Annotated in this window: 24 protein-coding genes; 15 read left to right on the top strand and 9 right to left on the bottom strand. The window is 50.7% G+C overall.

The features are described 5' to 3' along the window. Window positions 1-500: 500 nt before the first annotated feature. On the bottom strand, window positions 501-833 hold the full coding sequence (locus tag HU143_RS05705) for a hypothetical protein (RefSeq protein ID WP_077905756.1): 333 nt from the start codon (window positions 831-833) through the stop codon (window positions 501-503). A gap of 173 nt (window positions 834-1,006) precedes the next feature. Further along, window positions 1,007-2,059 (bottom strand): type III secretion system effector PipB2, encoded by a 1,053-nt coding sequence (gene pipB2 / locus HU143_RS05700; RefSeq protein WP_023226806.1) that lies wholly within the window; start codon window positions 2,057-2,059, stop codon window positions 1,007-1,009. A 517-nt stretch (window positions 2,060-2,576) separates the two neighbouring features. Between pipB2 and HU143_RS05695 the strand changes: the two genes are divergently transcribed. Beyond that, on the top strand, window positions 2,577-3,506 hold the full coding sequence (locus tag HU143_RS05695) for a VirK family antimicrobial peptide resistance protein (protein WP_023226805.1): 930 nt from the start codon (window positions 2,577-2,579) through the stop codon (window positions 3,504-3,506). 293 nt (window positions 3,507-3,799) lie between these two features. Next, entirely contained in the window at window positions 3,800-4,696 is an 897-nt protein-coding gene (locus tag HU143_RS05690; RefSeq protein ID WP_023226804.1) for an antimicrobial resistance protein Mig-14, read from the top strand. A gap of 720 nt (window positions 4,697-5,416) precedes the next feature. On the opposite strand, the gene HU143_RS05685 is transcribed toward HU143_RS05690, so the two are convergent. The 3 genes from HU143_RS05685 to tctD form a co-directional block, all read right to left on the bottom strand. After that, entirely contained in the window at window positions 5,417-6,430 is a 1,014-nt protein-coding gene (locus HU143_RS05685) for a HoxN/HupN/NixA family nickel/cobalt transporter (protein ID WP_001059354.1), read from the bottom strand. Between the two features lie 132 nt (window positions 6,431-6,562). Further along, window positions 6,563-7,978 carry a sensor histidine kinase gene (locus HU143_RS05680; protein WP_023226803.1) on the bottom strand — a complete coding sequence of 472 codons (1,416 nt, stop codon included), beginning with the start codon at window positions 7,976-7,978 and terminating at the stop codon, window positions 6,563-6,565. Beyond that, the gene (gene tctD, locus HU143_RS05675; protein WP_001237934.1) at window positions 7,965-8,639 is read right to left on the bottom strand and encodes a transcriptional regulator TctD; all 675 of its coding nucleotides are present in this window, start codon (window positions 8,637-8,639) and stop codon (window positions 7,965-7,967) included. The genes HU143_RS05680 and tctD overlap by 14 nt, the downstream gene beginning before the upstream one ends. A gap of 154 nt (window positions 8,640-8,793) precedes the next feature. Between tctD and HU143_RS05670 the strand changes: the two genes are divergently transcribed. From HU143_RS05670 to csiR, 9 genes are all read left to right on the top strand, one after another. Next, window positions 8,794-9,771 (top strand): Bug family tripartite tricarboxylate transporter substrate binding protein, encoded by a 978-nt coding sequence (locus tag HU143_RS05670; protein WP_023226802.1) that lies wholly within the window; start codon window positions 8,794-8,796, stop codon window positions 9,769-9,771. Between the two features lie 11 nt (window positions 9,772-9,782). Then, window positions 9,783-10,217 carry a tripartite tricarboxylate transporter TctB family protein gene (locus HU143_RS05665; RefSeq protein ID WP_001574835.1) on the top strand — a complete coding sequence of 145 codons (435 nt, stop codon included), beginning with the start codon at window positions 9,783-9,785 and terminating at the stop codon, window positions 10,215-10,217. Window positions 10,218-10,227: 10 nt separating this feature from the next. Continuing rightward, the gene (locus HU143_RS05660) at window positions 10,228-11,742 is read left to right on the top strand and encodes a tripartite tricarboxylate transporter permease (protein ID WP_000382037.1); all 1,515 of its coding nucleotides are present in this window, start codon (window positions 10,228-10,230) and stop codon (window positions 11,740-11,742) included. Window positions 11,743-12,045: 303 nt separating this feature from the next. Further along, a complete protein-coding gene (gene glaH / locus HU143_RS05655) occupies window positions 12,046-13,023 on the top strand; it encodes a glutarate dioxygenase GlaH (protein WP_000993100.1) in 978 nt (325 codons plus the stop codon). Between the two features lie 25 nt (window positions 13,024-13,048). Further along, window positions 13,049-14,317 (top strand): L-2-hydroxyglutarate oxidase, encoded by a 1,269-nt coding sequence (lhgO, locus tag HU143_RS05650; RefSeq protein ID WP_000271905.1) that lies wholly within the window; start codon window positions 13,049-13,051, stop codon window positions 14,315-14,317. Between the two features lie 21 nt (window positions 14,318-14,338). After that, window positions 14,339-15,787: an NADP-dependent succinate-semialdehyde dehydrogenase gene (gene gabD / locus HU143_RS05645; RefSeq protein WP_023226801.1), complete on the top strand. Its 1,449-nt coding sequence runs from the start codon at window positions 14,339-14,341 to the stop codon at window positions 15,785-15,787. A gap of 14 nt (window positions 15,788-15,801) precedes the next feature. Continuing rightward, entirely contained in the window at window positions 15,802-17,085 is a 1,284-nt protein-coding gene (gene gabT, locus HU143_RS05640; protein ID WP_023226800.1) for a 4-aminobutyrate--2-oxoglutarate transaminase, read from the top strand. 129 nt (window positions 17,086-17,214) lie between these two features. Beyond that, entirely contained in the window at window positions 17,215-18,615 is a 1,401-nt protein-coding gene (gene gabP, locus HU143_RS05635; RefSeq protein ID WP_023226799.1) for a GABA permease, read from the top strand. A gap of 41 nt (window positions 18,616-18,656) precedes the next feature. Beyond that, complete coding sequence (gene csiR, locus HU143_RS05630; RefSeq protein WP_000126152.1) at window positions 18,657-19,334, top strand: DNA-binding transcriptional regulator CsiR; 678 nt, start codon at window positions 18,657-18,659, stop codon at window positions 19,332-19,334. A 21-nt stretch (window positions 19,335-19,355) separates the two neighbouring features. Here csiR and lysM read toward each other — a convergent pair whose 3' ends face one another. After that, entirely contained in the window at window positions 19,356-19,805 is a 450-nt protein-coding gene (gene lysM, locus HU143_RS05625) for a peptidoglycan-binding protein LysM (protein ID WP_000522406.1), read from the bottom strand. 99 nt (window positions 19,806-19,904) lie between these two features. Further along, complete coding sequence (locus HU143_RS05620) at window positions 19,905-20,063, bottom strand: YqaE/Pmp3 family membrane protein (protein WP_000508175.1); 159 nt, start codon at window positions 20,061-20,063, stop codon at window positions 19,905-19,907. 182 nt (window positions 20,064-20,245) lie between these two features. Between HU143_RS05620 and HU143_RS05615 the strand changes: the two genes are divergently transcribed. The 3 genes from HU143_RS05615 to HU143_RS05605 all read left to right on the top strand — a co-directional run bounded on the left by HU143_RS05615 (window position 20,246) and on the right by HU143_RS05605 (window position 21,340). After that, on the top strand, window positions 20,246-20,545 hold the full coding sequence (locus HU143_RS05615) for an ArsR/SmtB family transcription factor (RefSeq protein ID WP_000137432.1): 300 nt from the start codon (window positions 20,246-20,248) through the stop codon (window positions 20,543-20,545). A gap of 9 nt (window positions 20,546-20,554) precedes the next feature. Then, window positions 20,555-21,082, top strand: coding sequence for a rhodanese family protein (locus HU143_RS05610; protein ID WP_000022011.1), 528 nt, complete (start codon window positions 20,555-20,557; stop codon window positions 21,080-21,082). A 78-nt stretch (window positions 21,083-21,160) separates the two neighbouring features. Further along, window positions 21,161-21,340, top strand: a complete 180-nt coding sequence (locus HU143_RS05605) for a hypothetical protein (protein WP_000494942.1) — start codon at window positions 21,161-21,163, stop codon at window positions 21,338-21,340. 89 nt (window positions 21,341-21,429) lie between these two features. Here the strand turns inward: HU143_RS05605 and stpA are convergent, their stop codons facing one another. Then, window positions 21,430-21,831 (bottom strand): DNA-binding protein StpA, encoded by a 402-nt coding sequence (gene stpA / locus HU143_RS05600; RefSeq protein WP_001051100.1) that lies wholly within the window; start codon window positions 21,829-21,831, stop codon window positions 21,430-21,432. 698 nt (window positions 21,832-22,529) lie between these two features. On the opposite strand from stpA, the gene alaE reads away from it, so the two are divergent. Beyond that, entirely contained in the window at window positions 22,530-22,979 is a 450-nt protein-coding gene (gene alaE / locus HU143_RS05595; RefSeq protein WP_000492669.1) for an L-alanine exporter AlaE, read from the top strand. Window positions 22,980-23,013: 34 nt separating this feature from the next. On the opposite strand, the gene HU143_RS05590 is transcribed toward alaE, so the two are convergent. Further along, window positions 23,014-23,364 (bottom strand): DUF2002 family protein, encoded by a 351-nt coding sequence (locus HU143_RS05590; RefSeq protein WP_000281304.1) that lies wholly within the window; start codon window positions 23,362-23,364, stop codon window positions 23,014-23,016. Window positions 23,365-23,404: the final 40 nt, after the last annotated feature.

Here is a 23,404-nt window from a genome sequence, read left to right as displayed (position 1 = left end):
GCTGTTGCCCTCAAGCTCACATCCTTGCCAGGTTACGGCTATATAGTAATTATTATCATATGCTAATGATAATAATTATCATTCAATTAAGAAAAAGGCAATCTTTCGACCGCAAAAATCTGGTAATAAGAAAACGGAAACGGGATTTTGCAATATGACTCTCTGTCCGGGCTCCACTTTGCCAGTAAATCCGGGAGGGGTGGCAGAATGCGCCTACTGAACGGAGGTTTTACAAAACAGGAATAGAGAAATAAAACTATTTTTCAAAGCGTTAATGACAAGAAACAACCAGGAAAAATGGTATAGCGTGGTTCAGGGTTCACCGACGCTTCCCTGCCGACGGCGAACCGTTCTTACAGTTTGCCAGAGGCTTTCCGTCAGGGTAATGGCGGGATCGGATACGATTGTAGTCATTCGATATATGACAATGAAAGTGATGTTGGCTCCAAAATACAAAGCGCCTGGTAATATTTATCAGGCGCTTTGCAGACAGAAAACCATCAAACATCGGTTTCTCGTTCTCCAGGATCTACTGGAAAATATGGCAACCCACAGTTAGTGGATTTTACTGTCGGGTCTTGCCAGGGATGTTGTGTTACCCCCAGGTCTTTTAAAAGACCTCGTAACAGCACTAACTCGCTGGGTGTCATTTTTTGCTTTGGTTCACCCTCTTTAGGTGGACGAATATCCTCCTGACTAGTACATGTAACACAATAACCTTTTAACTCTATCCACTTAGGCTTAGGGGGGGCCTTAGGATCGGGAGGCGTCGGGCTGGCAACGCACGAACAGGCACTTATACATCCAGGCATAACGTTTTCCTTTTCAAACAATTCGCTTTAGTTGGAAGTTCTACTTGAGAAAATAGAAATAGTTATTCAGATATTTTTACCGTCGCATACTCCTGTAATAATAAAAGATACTGTAAATAATTTACTCCCAGCTACTATTCAGTAGCAGATTATTTTCTTACATTGCTTTTATTTCAGATTTACATCAAATAGGGCTAAATATTTTCACTATAAAATACGTTAAAAAGTGTTTGTGTACTCGTAGACATTGTGGCGTCTTCAGTACGCAAATCGGTTAGTGTACAATCTTTAAAACTGGTATTTTTTAAATTAGCTTCGGACAAATCAGCCTCGCCCAGGTTCGTAGAAATGAAACTCGCCTTTTGCAGGTTTGCCCGGGTTAAGATAGCGCCTTCCATATCAGCAGCCATTATAGTAGCACCCTGTAATGTCGCACCGCTCATATCGGCACGTATAAGGGTTGCGCCTGAAACATTAGCGTGATCCATATTCGCACCGGAACAATTACATTCTACCATGCTACAGCCTAACAGACTTGTGTGTTGTAAATTGGCACCAGTAAGATTAGCGCGATCGAGGGTAGCGCCACACATAATACTATCTTCCAGACAGGCGTTCATTAAATTACTGTCGCCTAATGATGCTCCCGATAGATTTGCGCCCTTAAAATTTGCACCGTCACAATCCGCCATAAACAGTACTGCCCCCCCTAAATCTGCGTCGCTTAGGTCTGCGCCACATAAATTTTCTGCCGTCAGATTTGCTCCGGTAAGGACAGCGCCTTTAAGATTCATGCCTCCCTGGGCAGTTAATATTACAGAATCCTGAGGGAGAGAAAATTCGCATCTGAATAGTAAAGCTCGACATATTTTTTCAAAAGAGGAAAACGGAATTTCTCTCGTCTCAGAATGGTCGCCTTTACTGACCCGTACAATAACTTGTCCAGCTTCGTTATTCTCACCAGGAAGATTAAATTCGACACGACACCCATCCACATCATCCAGGATGATGTTTTCTGGCAACGGAGCACCTCTGTCAGACATTGAACTTTTCAATGTATCAGCCATAGTCTCTATCAATTCCTGATATTGTGCTTCATTTTTCCGACGCACCCCACCACAGGTAAAAAAGTTAATGATATATTCCAGAATGGTTTTGGGCGAGGTAGCTTGCCGCATAGCAGCAGAAGTCCCCGCGCCAAAAGCAGATGTAGCCATACCGGCCAGACTATCGAGTGAACGCTGCATATATTTTCTCCCAGAGAGAGCAACACAGTACATGATAAAATTTATCATATAGATTTGCATTTAGAGATAAGGTGAATACCCCTTTGCGTCTGGTTACATAATAACGCATCACGACGCGTTGCTGTCTGGCTTACACAATACCAGCCAAATAAATATATTGGCTTATACTCGTCATACTTCAAGTTGCATGTGCTGCGGCTGCGTTCCCTCACCCCAGTCACTTACTTTAGTAAGCGCCTGGGGATTCGCTCGCTTGTCGCCTTCCTGCAACTCGAATTATTTAGAATATATAACATTATTTAAAATAATAAACACGGCATTCGTTTTAATACTACGTTCAGGACTCATCCCACTCATTAGCAGAAAACCTATTAAAAAGCGCGTTCAGGCGTTTTATTGCTGCCATTGATAAACTGTTTAACAACGTCGTCTGTACAGGCCTTCTTCGTTGCCTTTACGTTTAACTCAATCAGGCTACCGTCTCGGTTATAAGTCTATCGAGTAGTAGGGACGTAGTATGACGATGCAGCAAAGTGATATGGAAAGATATAATCCATTATTAATGTTAAAAGAAGTCATGGCGCAGACGCCTTATCGCCATAAACGCTGGGGAGAGCGTAAGTTTCGCTATAAATTTGTATTACGTTGCCTTATTAACCCCATAACGACAATTAAATACTTCAATGAATTATGCCATCTGTCTCAGCCCAGAACGCTGATCATTCATCGTCCACTGTTGCCGGCAAAAATCCAGCGGCCCTATTTGTATACCGGACTTAGCATGCGTTGCCGGGCAAGGGCTATTCTGGAACACTACCAGTTCGTTCAGTCCTTTCCGGAAAATAAAATTAAAAAGATCCTTCTGTCCGAGGAACAAATCTTACTCGCTCACCTGGAAGGAAAAAACGGCGCTCTGGTAGATATCTACTGCGGTCCCTGTGGCTATGACAGAGAAGGTGAACTGACATTAACGCTGTGCTTCAATGATACGCCGTTGGCACGTTTATCATTTTCCTTTATACGCCATGAAGGGAAGCAAATAGCGCTGGTTGCCGGGTTACAAGGGCCCAGTAAACATGTCGGCCCACAAGTCATACGTAACGCCACCAAAGATTGTTACGGTCTCTTTCCTAAACGGATGCTGTATGAAGCATTTGCGACATTGATGCAGGCCTGTAATGTCGACGAGATTTATGCGGTAAGTGAAAACAACCATGTTTATCGTCAACTCCGGTACTTATTCCAGAAGAAAAAAACTTTTGTAGCCAGCTATAGTGAATTCTGGGAGTCGCTAAACGGCGTTAAGAAAGGTGCCTTATATCATCTGCCATCACAGGTGATGCGTAAAGCGCCTGAAAGTATCCCCAGCAAAAAACGCGCAGAGTATCGGAAGCGCTATCATATTCTGGATACAATAATACAAGAGGTTAACAGCCTCTCCCGGTAGAACTATTTCATACGCGGATGTGCAGATCCTGCTACCGTTCAGCGGAGCTCTTTGAAATCTGTATCGCTACTGAATGGTTAAATACGGAATGGCTTGCGAGTGAAAAGCGCGGCATTAAACCGTCGCTTTCACTCATGCTATGATCAACATCTTAATCTTATTCCCTTCACCATAACGTCATCGATTAGCATGTTAACCATTAAATACAAGCTAAACATTTTTCACATTTTTATTTGGTTGAGCGAAAAAATAATACAAAATAGCATTTTCAGTAAGCTAAGTCAGGAGTTTTGGTGAAAATACAAGAAGTTAAGCGTATATTAACCCGCTGGCAACCGTCTTCCTTTACCCTATACCGGGAGGTGTTTACGCAATACGGCGGTAGTATCAATATGCACCCAGATATTGTTGATTATTTTATGAAGCGCCATAACTGGCATTTTAAATTCTTCCACTATAAAGAAGATGATAAGATTAAAGGCGCCTACTTTATCTGTAATGATCAGAATATTGGCATCCTGACGCGCAGAACCTTCCCGCTATCTTCAGATGAGATACTTATTCCGATGGCGCCAGATTTACGCTGCTTCTTGCCCGATCGTACTAACCGACTTTCGGCGTTGCATCAGCCACAAATACGCAATGCCATATGGAAACTCACCAGAAAGAAACAAAATTGTCTGGTCAAAGAAACGTTCTCTTCTAAGTTTGAAAAAAGACGCCGTAATGAATATCAGCAATTTCTTAAAAAAGGCGGGAGTGTAAAAAGCGTTGCTGATTGTTCTTCTGATGAACTGACTCATATTTTTATCGAGTTATTTCGGTCTCGTTTCGGCAATACTTCATCCTGCTATCCCGCTGATAACCTTGCCAACTTTTTTAGTCAACTGCATCACCTTCTGTTTGGGCATATTCTTTATATTGAAGGGATACCCTGTGCATTTGATATCGTATTGAAATCTGAAAGCCAGATGAACGTCTACTTTGACGTATCTAATGGTGCAATTAAAAATGAGTTCAGACCACTCAGTCCCGGCAGCATACTAATGTGGCTAAATATTAACCGTGCCAGACATTACTGCCAGGAAAGACAAAAAAAATTACTTTTTTCCATCGGCATACTAAGGCCTGAATGGGAATATAAGCGCATGTGGTCGACCCCCTATTTTACCGGGAAATCGATTTGCTAAAAAGAAAGCCTGGACGTAAATATGTTTTTACGCCCAGGTTTTTCATAAATCCTGATGACCTGATAAAAAACGAAAATTTAATCAGAATTTAAAAAATAAGTTAACCACCATATAATCATAATGACAATTACTCGAAATTCACTTACACTATACTCGGTTTTATGGAATTGATTAACACGGTATGTTACAGATAACGTGCTAAAAAGCATGCAGCGGTTATACATTTTCATATGTATGTGTCATTAACCTGGCGTCAGGAACAGATGATGATGACAACCACCCTTTTATCTCTTCTGGCCTGGCATACCGTCAGTAGATTAAAGGTGTAGCCTTGCTTTATGGCATTACAAAAATGTGGGTGAGGTCTATGCTCAATGTATACGTTATTTGTAACAACGCTCTTGTGCATAAACAATACGTTATTGCCAACAGCACTGAACGGGTACAGTGGTTCTTGCTGACAACAGGCTTAAAGATCGCCTTAACACGGGATACCTGATAACTGGATTATATTATGACACATGCAGACTGGCTGATTCTTGGGTATACAACTGTTATTATTATTTTTGGTATTGTATGTTATATCGGATTGCTTAAATTGATAACGAAAGGCAAGCATGAAAAATAACGCACTTACCGGGAAGAATATACTCTCAGGAGATAAAATGCTTCGGCAATGATATGACACCACTGCCGAAATGCTATTTTTACAGAAATCAATCAGGTATTGAGGGTGATTTTATCATAGCCGCGCCAGCGATAATTCAACAACGAGAGCAGCCAGAATAGCACAAAAGCACCCACTACCCAGAAGCCCACGTTCCCCATATGATCGTTAAGCGTGCTGACGGTCTGCCAAAATGTTCCGCTTAACTGTAACGCATCATCAATCAACCCCAGCGCCTCAAGCCCGCCAATCGCCAGCGCGACAATGACGGATGCGGCGGTAATGGTCATATTATAATAAAGCTTACGTAATGGACGCGAGAAAGCCCAACCGTAAGCGCCGACCATGACAAAGTTATCCAGGGAATCCACCAGCGCCATCCCGGCGGTAAACAGCACAGGAAAAATCATCATCGACCAGAGAGATAGCCCCTGGTTAGCTGCTGAAGCGGAAATGCCCAGCAACCCAACCTCGGTTGCGGTATCAAATCCCAAGCCAAACAGAAAACCGACAAAATACATATGCCAACTGGAAGTGACCAAACGAAACGTACGCTGAAATATACGCGTCATCAGCCCGCCAGGTATGGCCTCGTCATGCGCCCTCACTGACTCGCCGCGGGTAACCGAGCGAAATTGCCGCCAGACGTTGAACAAAATAAACAGGTTAAGCAGGGCCATCGCCAGCAGAAAAAAAGCGGAAACAGCCGTACCAATCAACGAACCATATTGATGCAAAACATCAATACGATCGCGAAATGCCATCGACGTCACAACAATCGCCAGACATGCCAGAACGACAATGGTCGAATGACCCAATGAAAAAAACGCCCCCACGCCTAAAGGCGTTTTACCCTGCTGCATCAGTTTACGGGTGACGGTATCGATGGCTGCGATATGATCGGCATCAACCGCATGACGCAGCCCAAAGCTATACGCCAGTATGGCTGCGCTTAGCATGACTGCATGGTGATGAAAAACACAGAACGCCCAAATCCAGGCCAGGATGTTAACCCCGACAAGAAAGACGGTTAATGCTATTCCCCGTCGTTTAGTATGATTATTCATGCCCCTGCACCCACTATATTTTTAATTAACGCTACGGTTTGTAGGGGGAATGTATGATCATTTGATTAAAACGTCACACCTCAAGATGCGACTTTTTGTAAACGTGCTTTACCGCTGACACATTTGTGCGCATTACTGCAGAACAAGGCTTAAAAAGCGTATCCGAACGTATAACCCTCCCAACGCTTCGCTACGGGAAAAATGGGGATGAGTACGGTGCAGGCGTGCGATATCATTGACCAAAGCCAGACCAATGCCCGCCCCGGCCACATTTCCTACGTTATCGAGCCGGTGGAACGGCTGTAGCGCCAGATGGATGTGTTCATCATCAATGCCGGGGCCGCTATCTTCGACAACCAGCGTCACGGCATCGCCATCCCGTTCAAGCCGCGCGGTGACGATGCCTTGCTCAGGCGTGTATTTCAGCGCATTATCCAGCAAGTTTCCGCACAGCTCGCTAAGCAGTACCTCATCCCCCTCGATCCACATCGCTTCCTGTTCGCCTTCGTAGCCCAGGTCGATATGTTTACTCCGCGCCTGCGCCAGTCGGGTAAAACAGCCGCTCTGTACGATATCGTACAGATTCACCGGGGAAAAACGCCGCTCGCCCTGCTCTTTATGCTTTACCGCAGAAAGTTGCAACAATCTTTCCGTGAGCTGAATGGTGCTATCCAGCGTTACGCTCATCGCCTGCAGACTTTCGTACCAGTGATGAGGGTGCCGGCTGGCTAACGCCACCGCCGCCTGCGTTTTTAACACCGCCAGCGGCGTTTTTAACTGGTGAGAAGCATCGGCGCTAAAGCGTTCCTGCCGGGAAAGGATGCCGCGGAGCCTGTCAATGTAGCGATTAAACGCCACGATTAACAAGCGTGTTTCCGACCACGGCAGCAGTTCCGGCAGCGGCGTCAGCAGACCCGGTTCGCGGCGTACCATTAATGACGAAAGTTGACGCATAGGGCGCAGGATCCGGCGTAATAACCAGCCAACCAGCACCAAGGTCAGCAGCACCAGCAGCCCCTGTGAGATCCAGGAAGAGAACAGCAGTTGGCCCGCCAGATAACGACGGGACTGCAGCGTTTCTGCGACATAAACCTCCGCCATGCCGATAATGCCGCCTTCGTTGACCGGCTGTAGCAAACGCGCCACGCGGATCGCCTCGCCGCGATACTCGGTATGATAGAACCACGCCAGCGCCGGATAAAGCCGGGTACGGGGCGTAGCGGGCGGCATGGCAGGCAGATCGTCATAACCGGAAATGACCTTCCCGGAAGGGTCGACGACTTTGTAATAGAGTCGATCATTCATATTAAGCTCGAAGCTATCCAGCACCACCCAGGGCACGTTAACTTCCAGATGCTTATTGCGCACCACCAGCCGTTCCGATACCGTTCGCGCCGAGGAGAGCAACGTACGATCATAAGCCTGAGTGGCGGCCTGTAGCGCATTGACATAACTGTTAAACGCCGACAGCCCCCATAGCAGAATCAGCGGCAAACCCAGGAACAGTAAGAGTTGCAGGTACAACGATTGTGGCTTAACCCACTTCATCGCCGCGCTCCAGCACATAACCCAGGCCGCGCAGCGTCGTAATTCGTACATCGCTTCCCTGAAGTTTTTTACGCAGTCGATGAATATAAAGTTCGATGCTTTCAGGGCTTACCTCATCGTTCAGGCTGAACACCTGTTCAAAAAGCTGCTGACGCGAAACCGGCCGCGTTCGTCGGTACATCAATACGGTTAAGAGCGCCTGCTCACGCGGCGTCAGCGCTAACGGTTGTCCCTGTAACAGAAAATACCCTTCATCATGAAAGATCAATTCCCCCAGTTGCTGAACTTCATGGACCTGCCCAGCGCTGCGTCGGAGCAAGGCCCGTAAACGGGCATCCAGCTCTTCCAGTTCAAAGGGTTTCGGCAGATAGTCATCGGCGCCGACGTTGAGACCTTTTACGCGATCCGCCACCGCGCTTCGCGCCGTGAGCAGCAAAACGGGCAAGGTCTGACCGCGTTTACGCAGCCGTTGCACCACCTCCAGTCCATCCATTCCCGGCATATTGATATCCAGCACCGCCAGCGCGTACATTTCACTGTGCAGAAGATGGTCAGCCGCCAGGCCGTCAAATACGCAGTCCACGGCAAAGCCGTTTTGCACCAGCGCTTTCTCCAGCCAGTGAGCCAGCTCACGGTTATCTTCCGCCAATAAGAGACGCATATCACATCCTGTAAAGTTTCTGCCGCATTGAAAGGGAATTGAAAGGTTATTGTTTTAACAATCACGCAACCGAACTGCTACATGTCGGCTCACATAATCACAAAAATCTTCTTCCGAACCTGAAAAATCCGGACGTCCGGCGTGAGGATAAAAAATGAAAAAACAATTACTTCGTACCCTTACTGCAAGCATTTTATTAATGAGTACCTCTGTTCTGGCGCAGGAGGCGCCGTCGCGAACGGAATGTATCGCGCCAGCCAAACCTGGCGGCGGTTTCGACCTCACCTGTAAGCTGATTCAGGTGAGTTTGCTGGAGACTGGCGCTATCGAGAAACCCATGCGGGTAACGTATATGCCCGGCGGCGTCGGCGCTGTGGCCTATAACGCGATAGTCGCCCAACGCCCTGGCGAACCCGGGACTGTGGTCGCCTTTTCCGGCGGTTCGCTGCTCAACCTGTCGCAGGGGAAATTTGGTCGCTACGGCGTGGATGATGTGCGCTGGCTGGCAAGCGTGGGCACTGATTACGGCATGATCGCCGTGCGTGCGGATTCCCCGTGGAAGACGCTGAAAGATCTGATGACGACGATGGAAAAAGATCCCAACAGCGTGGTCATTGGCGCTGGCGCCTCTATTGGCAGCCAGGACTGGATGAAGTCGGCGTTGCTGGCGCAAAAGGCGAACGTCGACCCGCACAAGATGCGCTACGTTGCCTTTGAGGGCGGCGGCGAGCCGGTGACGGCATTAATGGGCAACCATGTTCAGGTTGTCTCCGGCGATCTCAGTGAAATGGTGCCTTATCTGGGCGGCGACAAAATCCGCGTGCTTGCCGTCTTTTCAGAAAATCGTCTGCCGGGCCAGCTTGCCAATATCCCTACCGCTAAAGAACAGGGCTACGACCTGGTGTGGCCGATTATTCGCGGCTTCTACGTCGGGCCCAAAGTCAGCGATGCCGATTACCAGTGGTGGGTGGATACCTTCAAGAAGCTCCAGCAAACCGACGAGTTTAAAAAACAGCGCGATCTGCGCGGCCTGTTTGAGTTCGACATGACCGGCCAGCAGCTCGATGACTACGTGAAAAAACAGGTTACTGATTACCGTGAACAGGCGAAAGCCTTCGGACTCGCGAAATAATCGCGGAGGCAATGATGAGCGATCGTATCTTTGCGGGTATCTGGCTGTTGCTCTGTATCGCCGGGCTATTCATCGCCTGGCAGATCCAAAGCGAATACAGCTATGAACCCGTCGGCCCCCGCCCTTTTCCGCTGGGGATTATCGGCCTGATGGCGCTCTGCGCGCTGGCGCTGTTATTGCGCCATCCCGACACGGTGAGCTGGCCGCGCCGCCATGTTCTGCAAAAGCTAATTACCATGATCATCATCCTGTTGATGTATGCCTGGGGATTCGAATGGCTGGGTTTTCCCATCGCCACCGCGCTTCTCACCATGGTTATCGGGATGCTGTTCGGCGCCACGATTCCGGCGGCGGGTATCTCCGGCGCGGTATTAGGCATTCTGCTGTGGTATGCCTTTGACCGGCTGCTTGATGTCACCTTACCTCTCGGCGCCTGGCTGAGTTAACGGAGCAACGATGGATACCTGGATATATCTTTCTCAGGGCTTTGCGGTGGCGATGACGCCGGAAAACCTGGTTATCGCGTTGATTGGCTGCTTCGTGGGCACGATCGTCGGTCTGCTGCCGGGCCTGGGACCGATCAACGGCGTGGCAATCTTACTGCCGCTGGCCTTTGCGTTGCATCTGCCTGCGGAGTCGGCGCTAATTCTGCTGGCGACGGTGTACATTGGCTGTGAGTATGGCGGCAGGATCTCCTCCATATTGCTCAACGTCCCCGGCGATGCGGCGGCGATCATGACGGCGCTGGACGGTTACCCAATGGCGCAGCAAGGGAAAGGCGGCGTAGCGCTGTCGATTTCCGCAGTCAGCTCATTTTTCGGTTCATTAATCGCTATCGGCGGCATCATTCTGTTCGCCCCTTTACTGGCGCAATGGTCGCTGGCCTTCGGTCCGGCGGAATATTTCGCCTTAATGGTTTTTGCCATCGCCTGTCTTGGCAGCATGATGGCGCAAAACCCGCTTAAATCATTTCTGGCAGCGCTGATCGGTCTTGGCCTTGCGACCGTCGGCGTGGACGCCAACACCGGGGTTTATCGCTTTACCTTTGACAGCGTTCATCTTTCCGACGGCGTACAGTTTATCGTCGTGGTGATCGGCCTGTTCTCGGTATCAGAAATACTTTTAATGCTGGAACATACCAGCAGCGGGCAAACAATGGTCCGCAAAACGGGTCGAATGTTGTTCAACCTGAAAGAAGGCGCGCAGTGTATCGGCACCACCCTGCGTTCCTCCGTGATCGGCTTTTTTGTCGGCGTATTGCCCGGCGCCGGGGCGACCATCGCCAGCGCCATTACCTATATGACCGAGAAAAAACTCAGCGGCAACAGCGATAGCTTCGGCAAAGGGGATATTCGCGGCGTCGCGGCGCCGGAGGCGGCAAACAACGCCTCTGCCTGCGGCTCCTTCATCCCGATGCTGACGCTGGGCGTTCCCGGTTCCGGTACTACGGCAGTGATGATGGGGGCGCTGACGCTGTACAACATCACGCCAGGCCCGGCGATGTTCACCGAACAGCCGGATATCGTCTGGGGACTCATCGCTGCGCTGCTGATTGCGAACGTGATGCTGCTGATCATGAATATCCCGTTGATCGGTCTGTTCACCCGTATGCTCACCATTCCGCTGTGGTTCCTGGTACCCGCCATCGCTGCCGTATCGGCGGTAGGGGTGTATGCGGTACACAGCACCACCTTCGATCTGGTGCTGATGGTCGCACTTGGCGTGTTAGGGTACATTTTACGTAAAATGCACTTCCCCATGTCGCCGCTGATCCTGGGATTCGTACTGGGGGAAATGCTGGAGCAGAACCTGCGTCGCGCACTCTCCATCAGTAACGGCAATATGGCGATTTTGTGGCAAAGCGGCGTTGCCAAAGCCCTGCTGCTCATGGCGATCATGGTCATTGTCGTACCGCCAGTGTTACGTCTGATCCGTAAACACAGCCGTAAACCGCAGGTTGACGCCAGTTAATTGACTGCTGAAATACGTTGTACTTGTCCGGCCTACGCGCTCATGTGCCAGGCCGGGCAACCCCGCCAGCATCACTCTCCCCATAACTCGCTCATTTTACACCCCTTCTTGCCGTTGTCAGGCTCGTGGCGCCGTTAACCTCACCTTTCGTATTGTTAAATATTTGTTGTTTTTGATCACAATAATTAAACAAAAGCGGTTATTTCATACGCGTTCCTGGAAAATGTCGATATTTTTAATTTATGGCTACGAAATGAGCATCGCCATGTCTCCCTGACCATCTTACCGAGAGGAATGATTCTGATGAATGCACTGACTGCCGTAAAAGCGAACACAGATGATTTAGCCCAACGCCATACTGGTTTCACCCTTGCCCCTTCGGCGCAGTCGCCGCGTCTGCTGGCGTTAACGTTTACGGCGGATACCACAAGACAATTTCTCCATCAGGTCGCGCAGTGGCCGGTGCAGGCGCTGGAATACAAATCTTTCTTACGTTTCAAAATCGGCAAGATCCTCGACGATCTGTGCGGCAATCAGCTACAACCGCTGTTGATCAAAACGCTCCTCAACCGTGCACAAGGCGCGCTGTTGATCAGCGCCGAAGGGATCGATGATGTCGCACAGGCAGAAGAGATGGTCAAACTGGCGACGGCGGTGGCACATCTTATTGGTCGCTCCAACTACGATGCGATGAGCGGCCAGTACTACGCGCGTTTCGTGGTCAAAAACGTCGACAACTCCGACAGTTATCTGCGCCAGCCCCACCGCGTAATGGAACTGCACAATGACGGTACCTATGTTGAGGAGGTGACCGACTACGTGCTGATGATGAAAATCGACGAACAGAATATGGAAGGCGGTAATTCGCTGCTGCTGCACCTTGATGACTGGGAACATCTGGAGTCGTTTTTTACCCATCCGCTGGCGCGTCGCGTCATGCGCTGGGCGGCGCCGCCAAGCAAAAATGTTAGCCATGACGTCTGGCACCCGGTGTTTGATGTCGACCAACAAGGCCGCCCGGTCATGCGTTATATCGACCAGTTCGTCCAGCCAAAAGACTTTGAAGAAGGCGTCTGGCTCAGCGAGCTTTCAGACGCGCTGGAAACCAGTCAAAACATCCTCTCCGTGCCGGTACCGGTCGGCAAATTCCTGCTGATTAACAATCTGTTCTGGCTACATGGACGCGATCGTTTTACGCCGCATCCTGACTTGCGTCGCGAACTGATGCGCCAGCGAGGTTACTTCGCCTACGCCGCCAGCCATTATCAAACTCACCAATAAACGCCACGGCGAAGGAATTACGCGGATGTATGATTTTGTGATTATCGGCGGCGGCATTATCGGCATGTCGACCGCCATGCAACTTATTGATGTCTACCCAGATGCGCGCATCGCGTTGCTGGAAAAAGAGTCCGCGCCAGCCTGCCACCAGACCGGGCATAACAGCGGCGTGATCCATGCCGGGGTGTACTACACGCCCGGCAGCCTCAAAGCGCAGTTTTGTCTGGCAGGCAATCAGGCGACCAAAACCTTTTGCGATCAAAACAACATCCGCTACGACACCTGCGGCAAAATGTTGGTCGCCACCTCGGAGCTGGAAATGGCGCGGATGCGCGCGCTATGGGAGCGGACGGCGGCCAACGGCTTAGAGCGCGAGTGGTTAAGCGCGGCGGAGCTGCGTGAACGCGAACCCAATATCATTGGCCTGGGCGGGATTTTTGTCCCTTCCAGCGGGATTGTCAGCTATCGCGATGTCGCGACGGCCATGGCGAACCGCTTTCAGGCCAAAGGCGGCGAGATCATCTACCATGCCGAGGTCAGCGCGCTAACAGAACATGCCGCTGGCATTGTTATTCGCACCTCGCAAGGTCGGGAAATAGAAACCGCTACGCTTATCGGCTGTGCAGGACTGATGGCGGATCGGCTGGTCAAAATGCTGGGCGTGGAGCCCGGTTTTATTATCTGCCCTTTCCGCGGCGAGTACTTTCGTCTGGCCCCGCGACACAACCGGATCGTTAACCATTTGATCTACCCGATCCCCGATCCGGCAATGCCGTTTCTCGGCGTCCATCTTACCCGCATGATCGACGGCAGCGTCACGGTCGGGCCGAATGCGGTGCTGGCGCTTAAACGCGAAGGCTACCGTAAGCGCGACGTTTCCTTCACCGACACCCTGGAGATTTTCCGCTCCGCCGGCATTCGCCGCGTACTGCAAAACCATCTGCTTTCCGGACTGGGCGAGATGAAAAACTCGCTGTGCAAAAGCGGCTATTTGCGGCGAGTACAAAAGTATTGCCCCAGCCTGACCGTCAACGATCTCCAGCCCTGGCCGGCAGGCGTGCGGGCGCAGGCGGTTTCGCCGGACGGCAAACTGATTGATGATTTTCTGTTTGTTACGACGCCGCGTTCCATTCACACCTGTAACGCCCCCTCCCCGGCGGCGACATCCGCGATACCTATCGGCGCGCATATCGTCAGCAAAGTTCAGGCGCTACGCGAAAGCCAGAGCAACCCCGGACGTACGCTGCGTGCGGCACGCAGCGTGGACGCACTACACGCCGCATTTACCCGTTAACCCTTCAGACAGGAAGCAATTATGCAACTTAACGACTCTACCCTGTTCCGCCAGCAGGCCTTTATCGATGGCGACTGGCGCGACGCGCGCGGCGGCGATGTCATCCCCGTGAGCAACCCCGCCAACGGGAAACCGCTTGGCAATGTGCCCAAAATGGGGGCGGAAGAGACGCGCGACGCCATCAACGCCGCCAATCGCGCCCTGCCCGCCTGGCGCGCGCTCACCGCCAAAGAGCGAGCCAATATCCTGCGTCGCTGGTTTAATCTGATGATGGAACATCAGGACGATTTGGCGCGTCTGATGACGCTGGAACAGGGTAAACCGCTGGCGGAAGCGAAAGGCGAAATTAGCTATGCCGCCTCGTTTATTGAATGGTTCGCCGAAGAGGGCAAGCGTATCTATGGCGACACGATTCCAGGTCATCAGGCCGATAAACGGCTGCTGGTGATTAAACAGCCCATCGGCGTCACCGCCGCGATTACCCCGTGGAACTTTCCCTCAGCGATGATCACCCGTAAAGCCGGCCCCGCGCTGGCCGCAGGCTGCACAATGGTACTCAAACCCGCCAGCCAGACGCCATTTTCCGCGCTGGCGCTGGCGGAACTGGCCCGGCGCGCCGGAATTCCCGCAGGCGTATTTAACGTCGTTACCGGTTCGGCAGGCGATATCGGCGACGAGCTGACCCGCAACCCGCTGGTACGCAAACTGTCATTTACCGGCTCGACGGAGATTGGCCGCCAGCTGATGGAACAATGCGCCAAAGACATTAAAAAAGTATCGCTGGAGTTGGGCGGCAATGCGCCGTTTATCGTCTTTGACGATGCCGATCTGGATAAAGCCGTCGAAGGCGCGCTGGCTTCGAAGTTTCGCAACGCCGGGCAGACCTGTGTCTGCGCCAATAGATTGTATGTTCAGGACGGCGTTTACGATCGTTTTGCGGAAAAACTCAACCAGGCGGTAAATAAGCTCGCGGTCGGCGACGGCCTGCAAGCCGACGTCGCTATCGGGCCGCTGATTGATGAAAAAGCCGTGGCGAAAGTCCAGGAGCATATCGCCGATGCGCTGGAAAAAGGCGCCCGCGTCATTACGGGCGGTGAAGCGCACAAATTGGGCGGCAACTTCTTTCAACCGACCATTCTGGCGGATGTTCCTGATAACGCGAAAGTCGCCAAAGAAGAGACATTCGGGCCGCTCGCGCCTCTGTTCCGCTTCAGCGACGAGGCGGATGTCATCAGACAGGCTAACGATACCGAGTTCGGCCTGGCAGCCTATTTTTATGCACGCGATTTAAGCCGCGTTTTCCGCGTCGGCGAAGCGCTGGAATACGGCATCGTCGGTATTAATACCGGCATTATCTCCAACGAAGTCGCGCCTTTCGGCGGTATTAAGGCCTCCGGATTAGGCCGTGAAGGTTCCAAATACGGCATCGAAGATTATTTAGAAATCAAATATATGTGCATCGGCCTTTAACAGGAGAGTCGCTAATGAATACCAATAACGCTTTAATGCAGCGCCGTCATAACGCCGTTCCTCGCGGCGTGGGGCAGATTCACCCGATTTTCGCCGAGCGGGCGGAAAATTGTCGGGTCTGGGATGTCGAAGGCCGTGAGTATCTCGATTTCGCGGGCGGCATTGCCGTCCTGAACACCGGTCATTTACATCCCGGCATTGTTTCAGCGGTCGAAGCGCAGCTGAAGAAATTGTCGCATACCTGTTTTCAGGTGCTGGCCTATGAACCGTACCTGGCGCTGTGCGAACGCATGAACCAGAAGGTACCGGGCGATTTCGCCAAAAAAACGTTGCTGGTCACGACCGGTTCAGAAGCGGTTGAAAACGCGGTGAAAATCGCCCGCGCGGCGACAAAACGCAGCGGCGCTATCGCGTTTAGCGGCGCTTACCACGGTCGTACCCACTACACGCTCTCTCTGACCGGGAAAGTACACCCGTACTCTGCTGGTATGGGATTGATGCCAGGCCATGTCTACCGCGCGCTTTATCCTTGCCCGCTACACAACATCAGCGACGACGACGCCATCGCCAGCATTGAGCGCATCTTTAAAAATGATGCCGCGCCGGAAGATATCGCCGCCATTATTATTGAGCCGGTACAGGGCGAAGGCGGATTTTACGCCGCCTCTCCCGAGTTTATGCAGCGACTGCGCGCGCTATGCGACCAACACGGCATTATGTTGATTGCCGACGAAGTGCAAAGCGGCGCGGGCCGGACCGGTACGCTGTTCGCCATGGAACAGATGGGCGTTGCGGCAGATATTACCACGTTTGCGAAATCGATCGCCGGCGGCTTTCCGCTGGCAGGCGTTACCGGCCGGGCAGACGTGATGGACGCTATCGCGCCGGGCGGGCTGGGCGGCACCTATGCCGGAAACCCGATTGCCTGCGCCGCCGCGCTGGCGGTACTGGACATTTTCGAGCAGGAAAATCTACTGCAAAAGGCGAATACGCTTGGCAAAACGCTGCGCGATGGCCTGATGGAGATAGCGGAAACGCACCGTGAGATTGGCGACGTGCGCGGACTGGGCGCCATGATCGCCATTGAGTTGTTCGAAAATGGCGACCCCGGCAAACCGAACGCGGCTCTGACCGCCGACATTGTGGCCCGCGCCCGCGAGAAAGGGTTAATTCTGCTCTCCTGCGGTCCTTACTACAACATCTTGCGCATCCTCGTTCCACTCACTATTGAGGCCTCGCAGATTCGGCAAGGCCTGGAGATTATCGCCCAGTGCTTTGATGAGGCGAAACAAGCGTAATGTCCAATAAGCAGCGTCGGATGGCGACGTAACTGTCTTATCCGGCCTACAAAAACCGTTTCGATTGTAGGCCGAATAAGCCAGGCGCCATCCGGTAAACGAGCGCAATAACAATAAAGAGGTTTTAGGATGGGGCAATTGTCAGAATCACATGCATTAGGGGGCGGGCTGAAATCACGCCACGTCACCATGTTATCGATCGCCGGCGTCATCGGCGCCAGCCTGTTTGTCGGTTCCAGCGTGGCGATTGCGGAGGCCGGCCCTGCGGTACTGCTGGCCTATCTGTTCGCAGGACTTTTAGTCGTCATGATTATGCGAATGCTGGCTGAAATGGCCGTCGCCACACCGGATACCGGTTCTTTTTCCACCTATGCGGATAAAGCGATCGGCCCCTGGGCCGGGTATACCATCGGCTGGTTATACTGGTGGTTTTGGGTGCTGGTTATTCCGCTGGAGGCCAATATTGCCGCCATTATTCTGAATTCATGGATACCGGGTATTCCGGTATGGCTATTTTCATTAGTGATTACGCTTGCCTTAACCGGAAGCAATTTATTGAGCGTCAAAAATTACGGCGAGTTCGAATTCTGGCTGGCGCTATGTAAAGTAATTGCCATTCTGGCGTTTATCGCGCTGGGCGCGACGGCGATTAGCGGTTTTTATCCGTATGCCGAGGTAAGCGGTATCTCCCGGCTCTGGGATCACGGCGGTTTTATGCCTAACGGCTTCGGCGCGGTGTTAAGCGCCATGTTGATCACCATGTTCTCTTTTATGGGCGCGGAAATCGTTACTATTGCTGCCGCGGAATCCGATACGCCGGATAAACATATCGTACGCGCCACCAATTCTGTTATCTGGCGAATTTCCATCTTTTACCTGTGTTCCATTTTTGTGGTGGTGGCGCTGATCCCGTGGAATATGCCGGGTCTGAAAAGCGTAGGTTCGTACCGTTCGGTACTGGAGCTGCTTCATATTCCGCACGCAAAATTCATTATGGACTGCGTGATTTTGTTGTCGGTGACCAGTTGTCTGAACTCCGCATTATATACCGCCTCCCGGATGCTCTATTCCCTTAGCCGCCGCGGCGATGCGCCTGCGATAATGGGAAAAACTAACCGTAGCAAAACGCCCTGGGTGGCGGTTCTCCTCTCTACCGGCGCGGCGTTTTTAACCGTTATCGTCAATTATTACGCCCCGGCAAAAGTGTTTAAATTTCTTATCGACAGTTCTGGCGCCATCGCGCTGCTGGTCTATCTGGTGATTGCGATTTCGCAATTGCGAATGCGTAAAATTCTGCTGGCGCAGGGCGGAGAAATTAAGCCGAAAATGTGGCTTTATCCGTGGCTCACCTGGCTGGTTATCGGCTTTATCTGCTTTGTCCTGGTGGTGATGCTATTTCGACCGGCACAGCAACTAGAAGTCATTTCAACGGGGCTGTTAGGGCTGGGCATAATAGGTACTGTCCCCATTATGTCTCGCTGGAAAAAACTGATAAGGTGGCAAAAAGCCCCCCTGCAAAACCTACGTTAGTTATTCCCGGCGTCAGCCGGGAAGCTTCTCAGGAGTAAAAGATGACCGCCCTTTCCCAACCGACGGCCATAGATGGCTATCGCTGGCTTAAAAATGACATTATTCGCGGCACTTATCAGCCGGATGAGAAACTGCGGATGAGTTTATTAACCGCCCGCTATGCGCTTGGCGTAGGGCCGCTGCGCGAGGCGCTGTCACAACTGGTGGCGGAACGGCTGGTCACCGTGGTGAATCAAAAAGGCTATCGCGTGGCGTCCATGTCAGAGGCGGAACTCCTCGATATTTTTGACGCGCGCGCCAATATGGAAGCGATGCTGGTACGCCTGGCGATTGAACGCGGCGATGATGCGTGGGAGGCGGAGATCCTGGCGCGAGCGCATATGCTCAGCAAACTGGAAGCCAGCGATGCCAGTGAACATATGCTCGATGAATGGGATCAGCGCCACCAGGCGTTCCATTCCGCCATTGTCGCCGGGTGCGGCTCCCACTATCTGCTACAGATGCGCGAACGCTTATTTGACCTGGCGGCCCGCTACCGCTTTATTTGGTTACGTGAAACCGTTCTGTCCGTCGAGATGCTGGAAGATAAACATATCCAGCATCACACGCTAACCGAAGCGATACTGGCGCGCGAGGCGGCACGCGCCAGCGAATTAATGCGTCAGCATTTGCTGACGCCGATTCCCATTATTCGCCAGGCGATGGCAGGGAAAATGTAGCCTGGCGCGACCTGATAGCCATTATTCTTCAGGAATACGCAACACTTGTCCCGGATATATTTTTTCCGGGCTTTTCAGCATCGGTTTATTTGCCTCGAAAATTTTATTATACAGATTGGCGTTACCATACACTTGCTTTGAAATAGCGCTCAGGGTGTCGCCTGATTTTACGGTATAAAACTGACTTTCAGCCGCCGGCGTCGTGGTTTTAACCTGATCGTCAACGCTGCTAATCCCGGCGATATTCCCCACGGCAACCAGAATTTTTTCTTTTGCCTCCTGACTCAGCCCATCCCCCGTCACTGTCGCTTTTCCATCAGCTATTTGCACATTCACTTTGTCAGCGTCGGGTATTCCCGTTTTATTTAAATGTTCCTGGACTTTTTTCGCCTGATCGTCCTTATCATGATTAGCGGTTACCGCGTCCCAGAGTTTTTCACCTGCATCTTTTACAAAATTGAAAAGTCCCATATTCACCTCGCTTGTCAAAAATACACACAAAGAAAAGTGTAGCAGAGGGAATGAGGTTATCCTGATAAGCGGCGCTTATGCGCCGCCGGTGGCCGGTAATTAATGACGCATCTGAACCCAAAATGCGTGGATAAGCCCCGGAATATATCCGAGTAATGTCAGCAGGATATTAAGGATAAATGCCCAACCGAACCCTTTTCCTAAAAGTACGCCGAGCGGAGGCAAAATAATCGTAAATACAATTCTCCAGAAACCCATATACACTCCATACAAGCAAAATTAGTCATTGTTTAAAAAGAGATTTTATCTCTAAGCATAGTCAGTTTACCTGAGCCTGCCAGTCGCGCGCCGCGCTTTTACCCTCCTTTACGCTTTTTACGCTGGCATCAGGTTGATGTTTATTTTAGAATTAACTAAATTTAGAAAATACTTAAATAACTATGACAGAGCTTGAACAACTTCAGGCCAGCGCAGAACAGGCGGCGGCCCTGCTCAAAGCGATGAGCCACCCAAAAAGATTACTGATTTTATGTATGCTTTGCGGTTCGCCAAAAACCAGCGCAGGCGAACTGGCGCGCATTACCGGGCTAAGCCCCTCCGCGACGTCGCAGCATCTGGCGCGGATGCGGGAAGAAGGGCTGATTGATAGTCAACGCGATGCCCAGCGCATTCACTATTTCATTAAAAATGAGGCGGTTAATACGATTATCGCCACGTTAAAGAATCTCTATTGTCCATAAGGAGGCACGATGTCCATTGGGATAGTTTCCCCCCGTGAGGCGCAAGCGCTGATAGCGCAAGGCGCGAAACTGATTGATGTACGCGACGCCGACGAATATCTGCGCGAGCATATTCCACATGCGCAACTGGCGCCGCTTTCCCGGCTTGAACAGGGCGATTTGCCCGCCAACCTGCGAGCGGAACAGATTATTTTTCACTGTCAGTCAGGTAAACGAACCAGCAGCAATGCAGCAAAACTACAGGCCATTGCCGCCCCAGCTCAGGTCAGTCTACTGGAAGGCGGTATCGACGGATGGAAAGCGGCAGGATTGCCCGTCACAGAAGACAAATCGCAACCGTTGCCACTGATGCGTCAGGTGCAAATCGCCGCCGGCGGGTTGACGTTGCTTGGGGTGATTCTGGGCTATACGGTCCACGGCGGCTTTTTCCTCATTAGCGGTTTTGTCGGGGCCGGGTTAATGCTGGCAGGCATGACCGGCTTCTGCGGAATGGCGCGACTACTGGAAAAAATGCCCTGGAATACCCGTACTCATTAAGCGGTACCTTCACCGCGCGTCGGTAGGTGTGTAGTAGACTGAAGGCGGGTTTATACCATTGTTCAACAGGAGAGCGTTATGTTCACACCAGGCGATATCGTACAGCCCCGAATGGGTGGGCCGAAACTGAAAGTGATTGAAGTCAACGAGGATCATATTGTCGCGGTACAGGTCGGTAATGAGCCGGGCGAAAAATTGATCCTCAAAGCGGCAGATGTCACCCCCTATTGCGAAGAGGGCGATTTTGGCGTGTGCTGATTTATCAGAATGAGCATGGCGCAACGTTCCCGGAGTCCCGATTAATAGAGACAGGAAACGAAGCGCCATCAGTTAAAAGCTATCCGTGATTAGATTAAGAAATCATCCAGAGATTTCCCCGCCGCCAGCGCCTGGGCAATCGGTTTAGGCGTACGACCTTGTCCGGTCCAGGTTTTTTCTTCGCCATTGAAATCAGTAAAACGATATTTTGCCGGACGCGGCTGGCGCTTTTTAGCAGAACGCGGCATTGCTGAATCCATGGCAAATAACTCTTCCGGGTTAATACCGTCTGCTTTCATCAGCTCCAGAAAGGCATTAATTTTCTCCTGCTTCTCGGCAAGCTGGCGTTGCTGCAATTCTTCTTCTTCGCGTCTTTCTTTAGTGACAACCCTGAATTTTTCGAGCATTTCTTCAAGAACGTCAATGGAGAATTCGCGAGCCATAGCGCGCAGCGTGCGGATATTATTTAAGTTCTGTAACATCAAATTCATATCAATAAAAACCTTTTAACGCAGAAAACAAAAAACTATTACAGGCGGTATTGTATGCGATTGTTGATTATATTTCCAGATCCTAAAGTTCATACAGATATACACAGCATAACTCGATTAATTATATTAATCTGTTAACCAGAAGGTTATATTCATTACCCCCTGCGTGTTTCAGGTTATTCTGCCTACGGTATATCTGTAGGTTTCCCGTTTGGCTGTTTATAGCGTATTGCGTATCTCAGTAACCGCGGTGACCCTCACGGTGGCTGACCTTATACAGAAGTGAATATTTCAGCACAATAATAGATTAATCATTCAAAAATTATCATCAGAGCTTTATGCTAAAAATCAGCCTGCAATAGCTATAATTATGCTGAGAAAAGTAGAGCGCGTGCCGTTAGCCGAGAATACATCGCATCTGACAACATTTGGAATGTGGCTGAAAATCGCCAGAAAAACAATGCATTATAATGCATTGATTTAAAAGTAATTAATGACTAACAACAACGAAAATCTCGCTGCGAGCAAAAAACACACAATCACAGAGTATTTTATCGACAAAAAGCCTATAAATAAAAATATTACACTAGTTGATAGTTATTATGTAGGGATATACTCTATGTAAAGACAAAAGTGCTTTATGATTTCACTACCAACTATCACCTCATTCTGATCGATACGCTACAAGGAGCATTAACATGTTCTCTCCACAGTCACGCTTGCGTCATGCCGTAGCAGACACGTTTGCGATGGTTGTTTACTGTTCTGTTGTGAACATGTTGATCGAGATATTCCTCTCCGGAATGAGCTTTGAGCAGTCGCTTTCTTCCAGGCTGGTGGCGATACCTGTCAACATTTTGATTGCATGGCCATACGGCGTTTACCGCGATCTGATTATGCGCGTCGCGCGTAAGGCAAGCCCGGCGGGATGGGCCAAAAACCTGGCGGATGTATTGGCTTATGTCACCTTTCAGTCACCCGTTTATATTATCATCTTGCTGACCGTCGGCGCCGGCTGGCATCAGATAGTGGCCGCCGTGAGTTCAAACATTGTTGTTTCAATGTTAATGGGCGCGGTTTATGGCTACTTCCTGGATTATTGTCGCCGCCTGTTTAAAGTGAGCAGCTATCATCAGGCTAAGGCATAAGTTAACGTCGCGACTGGCATTGCCAGTCGCGCTTTTAGTCGCTTTTTTCGTCGCCAAAAAGCCCGTTCAGATAACGTTCTAACGCTATTCGGGAGCTAAAGCCGTGGGGAATACCGTAATGTTCGTGGGTCTCGCCGCCTAAATAGAGCGGAAAATTTTGGTAATGATCGCAGGTTTTAATATCCGAAGCCGGGTCAGCCAGTGATGAGCTACGGTCTTTTAATCTGGGATGAATGATCAGCGCGGTACGCCCCATACGCGCCTCGCGGTTAACATAAACATAATTCTCGCCGCGTCGATAACCATACGTCTTATTCGTCACCACATCGACGGTAAACCCTGCCTTTTCCAGTACCCGCGCCACCTCGTCAGGTCGTAAATACATATTTTATCCTCATTCTCTTGTACTGCGGGCTTACCTTACC

Origin of the sequence: Salmonella sp. SJTUF14076 (assembly GCF_015534835.1) — a bacterium.
Classification (GTDB): Bacteria; Pseudomonadota; Gammaproteobacteria; order Enterobacterales; family Enterobacteriaceae; genus Salmonella; species Salmonella enterica.
This window is presented reverse-complemented; position numbering and strand designations above follow the sequence as displayed.